The following is a 6,443-nucleotide window of genomic DNA, read 5'->3' on the forward strand; positions in this document are numbered from 1 at the left end:
TTTATGAAAACGGATAGATTCAATCTGGTTATCATTGAAGATAACCTAATGATTATGAAGATGCTGGAGGGGTATTTCAGGGCCACATCTGCTTTTAACCTATTATTTTCCGCCACTTCAACCGAAGCCTTTATCGACACGTGGGAAGACCAACGTATCGATGTCCTGCTTTGCGACATCGGTTTGCCTGGCAAGTCGGGCATCGAAGCAACCTGGTATGTGAAGCGTAAATCGTCGGCAACCCAGGTGGTCATGTTCACGGTATTCGAAGATAAGGAAACGATTTTCCAAGCCCTTTGCGCGGGGGCCTCGGGCTATCTACTCAAAGACACGCCGATGGCCAAGATTGAAGAGCAGTTGCTGGAAGTGATGGATGGCGGTTCTGTGATGAGCCCGCAGGTAGCTCGGATGGTTGTCGGTTATTTCAATCCGTTATTGGATAAGAAAGAGAATAACGAAATCGACCGGCTTACTCATCGGGAAATCGAGATTGTATCCATGCTGCAACACGGAGCCACTTACCGAACCGTTTCGGAGCGGCTTTTTATCAGCGTTGATACGGTGAAATTCCATATACGCAATATTTATAGTAAGTTACAAATCAATTCGCGATCCGAGTTAATCAACAAGTTCTAAACCACCAAACCACTGTCCAATTACCGTATTTTTGAAGAACTACCCGTATGGGTGGGAAAACTTACGGTCACATCCCGTACTTTTGCAAATACCTGGATGAAAAACAATATATGGTCTCAAATACAAGGACGTTAGCGATTATCGAAGACAGGCAGGTTATTCTCGACTCACTCACTGTGTTCTTTGAATCTTCCGAGCGATTCGAGTTGATACTCACGGCCGACTCTGCCGAGCAGTTCATGGAGCGTTGGGGAGACGAACGAATCGATTTGTTACTGTGTGACATTGGGCTGCCGGGTAAATCGGGTATCGAGGTGGCGTGGTATACCAAGCGGCGTTCGTCGTCGACGCAAGTGGTGATGTACACTGTTTTTGACGATAAGGATGCCATTTTCCAAGCACTCTGCGCGGGTGCGTCTGGCTATCTATTGAAAAATACGCCGTTGCCCCAAGTTGAAGAACGATTGATAGAAGTGTTGAACGGTGGGTCGGTGATGAGCCCCCATGTGGCACGGATGGTTATCAGCCATTTCAACCCCCATTTGGATAAGCCGTACGCACCGGATGCAGAGCGACTGACACCACGGGAAATTGAAATTGTTTCCCTACTGCAAGATGGCCATTCGTATAAGCAAGTGGCTGCGCAGCTATACGTTAGCGTCGATACCGTAAAATATCATATCCGTAATATATACGGCAAGTTGCAGATCAGTAGCCGTACAGAACTGATTAATAAATATAAACGGCCAACGTGACGGCTTAACATGCATTCCGGCCAATACCAGATTTCCCCATGTTGCGGTGGTAGAACGCAACGCTGGTATTGTTGCCGGGTGCATGTTTTTTGTTATCCCACCTAGTTTTTCCCTTCCGTCCCGCTCAGTGATTTTTGGATATTTTGTCCAAGAGAAAGTCATTTTTATTTGCTGGCCATGCTGATCTTAGGCTGAATTAAAACTACCCTTTTCAGGTAGTTTATTCCTAAACGGAATATTTTAACTTTGTTAGTGAATTGTTTTCTACTCGGATTAACTACTTTTTGATAAACCTACGAACTATGGAAAATTCAGATTTACAGTTGAAGGATACCGATATCGCCACTGCCGTGGCGTATTATGGAGAAACCGAATTGCTTGACTTTATAGGCATTACTCGCATTCAGGAATACCTGGCTTTGGTACTAGCGGATCAAGACGGCACCGGCGAGGCGATGGGGCTCTGGGCCAAAGTCTTCTTGCATCAGCGTGTTGCTTCCGCTAAAGTAGAGTTAGGTGACAAATACAAGATGACAGTCCAAGCTGATTTTGTGGATAACAATGGTAACGAGGTGGTTATCGTTGTACGGATGGATCGGATTTTGGGACTGCTTTTTCAGCAGCGAGCAGCAGAGGTTGCATAGCTTGCCGCTTCGAACTATCTTGAAAACCACCCATTCGGGTGGGAAAACGTGTTCCTTGGGGTGATAGTTTTGTAGCCGTAAAACTTACATAACTACCACATGAAAGCATCCCATGGAGCCCGCTAACTATTACCTAGCCATTGTAGAAGACAAGCCGGTTATTCTTGATGCATTACTTGCGTATTTTTCGTCGTCGCCGAATTTCAATCCAATTTTAGCCGCGGAGTCTGCCGAGCAGTTTATTGAAAGCTGGCAGGAGCAGCGCATCGATTTGTTGCTGTGCGACATCAGTCTTCGGGGGAAGTCAGGTGTTGAAATAGCGTGGTATGCGAAGCGGAAATCCTCCACCACGCAGGTCGTCATGTTTACTATGTTTGACAACAAAGAGACCGTATTCCAGGCACTGTGTGCCGGGGCTTCGGACTACCTGCTCAAGAACACGCCTTTGCCGCAGGTCGAAGCTCGTCTGTTGGAGGTGCTTCGCGGCGGTTCGGCAATGAGCCCGCAAGTGGCCCGGATGATCCTTGGACATTTCAATGCACTTGCCAACGATGCTGTCGGTATCGGTGGCGAACAACTCACCCCGCGTGAAACGGAAATCATTTCCCTGCTGCAAAAAGGGGGGGGCTATAGACAAGTAGCCGAACAACTTTCTATCAGCGTGGCTACCGTGAAGTTCCATATAAGGAATGTGTATGGGAAGTTGCAGTTGAATAGCAGGGATGGATTGGTAGGGAAGTATGGATGGATGGGATAAATATCGAAATACAACAAATGAATGTTACCGGAAATAAGAAGAGAACAAAGATGAGTAATAAGCTGGTCGTTTTTATGCGGACGTTGATGGTATGGGGAATGGTCGTGATGTTAAGTGCTCCGACCGTTTGGGCGCAAGTGACACCTACTATTGGTACATCGTCGGGTTCACTTTCCTATGTGAAAGTAAACGATGGGCAAGAGGTCGATCCGGGGCTGACGATAACGGGTACGGCCATTACTTGGGTGACAGGGGGTACAGTGACTATTGGGAATGCACAGTCGGGGGATGAATTGATTTATGCCAATGGCGGAAACGTTAACGGCTCTTTTTCGGGGACTACACTTACTTTAACGTCGGTGGGCAATGTCAACAAAGAGGATTTTCAAGCTCGACTAAGAACGATAAAGTTCAAAGCTGGTGGAGGAGGTAATCCGAGTACGGCGCAGCGGACGATTTCGTTTTCGATTAATATTTCGGCTAATAAATCAGGAGCTACATTAGCAGAACTTGGCATAAGAGGTACCGGTCTTGCTGCCAACGGGACCGTAATTCCGTTTGGTACCGGTAATACTCCCGATCCGCGTTGGACGGTCCGAGTCGCACCGAGCGGGTCTTTTGGCCCTGCTTATAGAAATGAGGTCGTAGACACTTGGACGACGAATAATCCTAATGTTGCTCAAGCAGGCGCATGGATCGTACCACAACCTGGCAATGTGAATGCTCCAGGTAGTCAAGTAAACGACTATCGTCTCACTGTCAATTTCACCAATCTCAACCCGTCGTCGATCAACATTTCAGGGACTTGGGCCTGTGATAACACACCACAAGGTATTTTTGTAAATGGTGTTAATACGGGTCATGGCGGGTCAACGTTCAACTCGGCTCCTACTCCTTTTTCAATCACCTCCGCACATAATCTGGTATCTGGCCAAAACACGTTTGATTTCAGGGTTAAGAATGAAGGGGAGACTTTAAACCCTGCGGGTATAATTGTAAAGATCAATTCCATAACGGCCACTGGAAGTGCATCCGGCAGTCGTACTATCAATGTTGCACCGGTACATGCAGGAAATTCTGCCGTCGCAGTATCCCCCGCAAGTGTGATCGCCAACGGGGCTAGCTATTCGACGGTGACGGTAACGGTGAAGGATGCTGCCGGTACGGCCATCACGGGCCTGGGGTCGGCGGCATTCAACCCACAACTGATGGTGGCAGGAACCCCGAGTGGAACAACCACATTTACCGACTTCACGGAGGACGGCGCCGGGGTTTATACATTCCGTGCAAAAAATACCGCTACGCAGTCCGGGACTGTCCGGGTCACTGTCAATGGCGTACAGATCACACAGCAGCCAGCATTGGCATTTACTGCACAGGTCGTAAACGCAGGCCACTCCACAGTCGTATCCAGTCCGGCGAGTGTGGTGGCAGATGGCGTAACCACATCAATGGTAACGGTTACGGTAAAGGATGCAGATAACCAGCCAATTCCCGGCACGACTGTAACGCTGGCTCAAAATGCTGGCGGTAATTCCCAAATTTCGGCGGCAAGCGGGCTCTCCAATGCGAGCGGAGTGGTCACGTTCACGGTTACCAATACCAAAGCAGAGACCGTAACGTATACGGCAACGGCAGGCGGAACGGAATTGAATACAGATCAGGTAACGGTTATATTTACCACCGGACCTGCAACTAAATTTCAAGTACTAATGCCGGGGGAAACGGCAGCACCGGGAACACCTACCGGAAAAACCGGTACCCCTACCATACAAACTGCAGGAGATGTGTTTGCGTTGACAGTAAATATTGTAGATGCAAACTGGAATATAGTCGCGAACGCAGACGCCGGTGTCAAATTAGCTAGCAATGATGCAAAAGCAACACTTGCTGATGGAACGACTTTGTTGCCCAATTTGGCCTTGTTTAATGTTCAGGACGGCACAGAAACGCTGAATATTATTTTTAAAACGGCGGGTACCGATAGATGGATAAGTGTCTCGGATATCGTTATACCTGGTTTTGGTTCCATTCAGGGGGCTGATACCGAAGTTATTCACGCAGGAATCAATGCCATTGAAAGGATAAGCGGAAACGGACAAACAGGGGTGGTTGCGACGGAGTTAGATAATCCGTTTGTTGTTAAAGCTGTTGATACGTATGGTAATCCTGTTCCGGGTGTTACGGTTTTGTTTGCTATTGGAGACACTCCTCCTTTGTCAAGCGGGCAAGCTTTGGATGAGGCATCTGTTGTTACGGACGCAGATGGTTTGGCCGCTGCCAAATTAACTCTGGGCGACAAGAGCGGTGATTACACCGTGCAGGCTGATTACATCGGAAATGCTCCCGATGGATTTATCGACTTTACGGCAACGGCAGCACCGGGGCCCGCTGATGCAGATAAGAGCACGATTGTTGCCGACCCTACCAGTATGACCACGGACGGTTCATCCATAATTACCGTGCAGTTGAAGGACGCGGCGGGCAACAACCTGGCGGCTTCTGCGGGCGCGGTTGCGCTGAGCACGACCATCGGTACACTGGGTGCGGTTACGGATAACAACAACGGCACGTACACGGCCACGCTGACCTCGGCAGCGACGGGCACGGCCACCATCACGGGTACACTGGATGGCACGACCATCACGGATAACGCCACGGTGAGCATCACGGTGGGTGCAGCTTCCGCTGCCATCACTACCATCACGGCTATTCCGCCGAGCATGACGACTGACGGCTCATCGACCATCACGGTGCAGCTGAAGGACGCGGCGGGCAACAACCTGGCGGCTTCTGCGGGCACGGTTGCGCTGAGCACGACCATCGGTACACTGGGTACGGTTACGGATAATAACAATGGCACGTACACGGCTACGCTGACCTCGGCAGCGACGGGTACGGCCACCATCACGGGTACACTGGATGGCACGACCATCGCGGACGACGCCACGGTTACGATCGGTGTGGGCTCCGCTTCCGTTGCCACCACTGAGATCACGGCTTTCCCGACAAGCATAACCACGGACGATTCATCCATAATTACCGTGCAGCTGAAGGACGCGGCTGGCAACAACCTGGCGGCTTCTGCGGGCACGGTTGCGCTGAGCACGACGGTTGGTACATTGGGCACGGTTACGGATAACAACAATGGCACGTACACGGCCACGCTGACCTCGGCAGCGACGGGTACGGCCACCATCACGGGTACGCTGGATGGCGCGACCATCGCGGACGATGCCACGGTTACGATCGGTGTGGGAGCGGCGGCGGTAAGTACTACGACAATCACGGCTATTCCGCCGAGCATGACCACGGATGGCAATAGTACCATCACGGTGCAGCTGAAAGACGCGGCTGGCAACAATCTGACGGCTTCTTCGGGCACGGTTGCGCTGAGCACGACGGTTGGTACGCTGGGCACGGTTACGGATAACAACAATGGCACGTACACGGCTACACTGACGTCTACTGCTACGGGTACGGCCACCATCACGGGTACACTGGATGGCACGACCATCGCGGACGATGCCACGGTTACGATCGGTGTAGGGGCAGCGGCTGTGGCCACTACCACGATCACGGCTGTTCCGCCGAGCATGACCACGGATGGCAATAGTACCATCACGGTGCAGCTGAAGGACGCGGCTGGCA

At 50.7% G+C, this 6,443-nt stretch carries 5 protein-coding genes; all 5 read left to right on the forward strand.

Translation table 11 applies throughout. From position 1 onward, the window contains the following. The first annotated feature begins 3 nt into the window (after positions 1 to 3). Positions 4 to 636: a response regulator gene (locus tag ACEVG1_RS10330; protein ID WP_374743582.1), complete on the forward strand. Its 633-nt coding sequence runs from the start codon at positions 4 to 6 to the stop codon at positions 634 to 636. Between the two features lie 110 nt (positions 637 to 746). Beyond that, on the forward strand, positions 747 to 1,391 hold the full coding sequence (locus ACEVG1_RS10335) for a response regulator (RefSeq protein WP_374743583.1): 645 nt from the start codon (positions 747 to 749) through the stop codon (positions 1,389 to 1,391). A 302-nt stretch (positions 1,392 to 1,693) separates the two neighbouring features. Beyond that, a complete protein-coding gene (locus tag ACEVG1_RS10340; protein WP_374743584.1) occupies positions 1,694 to 2,035 on the forward strand; it encodes a hypothetical protein in 342 nt (113 codons plus the stop codon). Positions 2,036 to 2,147: 112 nt separating this feature from the next. Continuing rightward, positions 2,148 to 2,792: a response regulator gene (locus ACEVG1_RS10345; RefSeq protein ID WP_374743585.1), complete on the forward strand. Its 645-nt coding sequence runs from the start codon at positions 2,148 to 2,150 to the stop codon at positions 2,790 to 2,792. A 50-nt stretch (positions 2,793 to 2,842) separates the two neighbouring features. After that, a partial coding sequence (locus tag ACEVG1_RS10350) for a beta strand repeat-containing protein (RefSeq protein WP_374743586.1) occupies positions 2,843 to 6,443 on the forward strand: 3,601 nt, incomplete at its 3' end.

Origin of the sequence: Parapedobacter sp. 2B3 (genome assembly GCF_041925275.1) — a bacterium.
GTDB lineage: Bacteria > Bacteroidota > Bacteroidia > Sphingobacteriales > Sphingobacteriaceae > Parapedobacter > Parapedobacter pyrenivorans_A.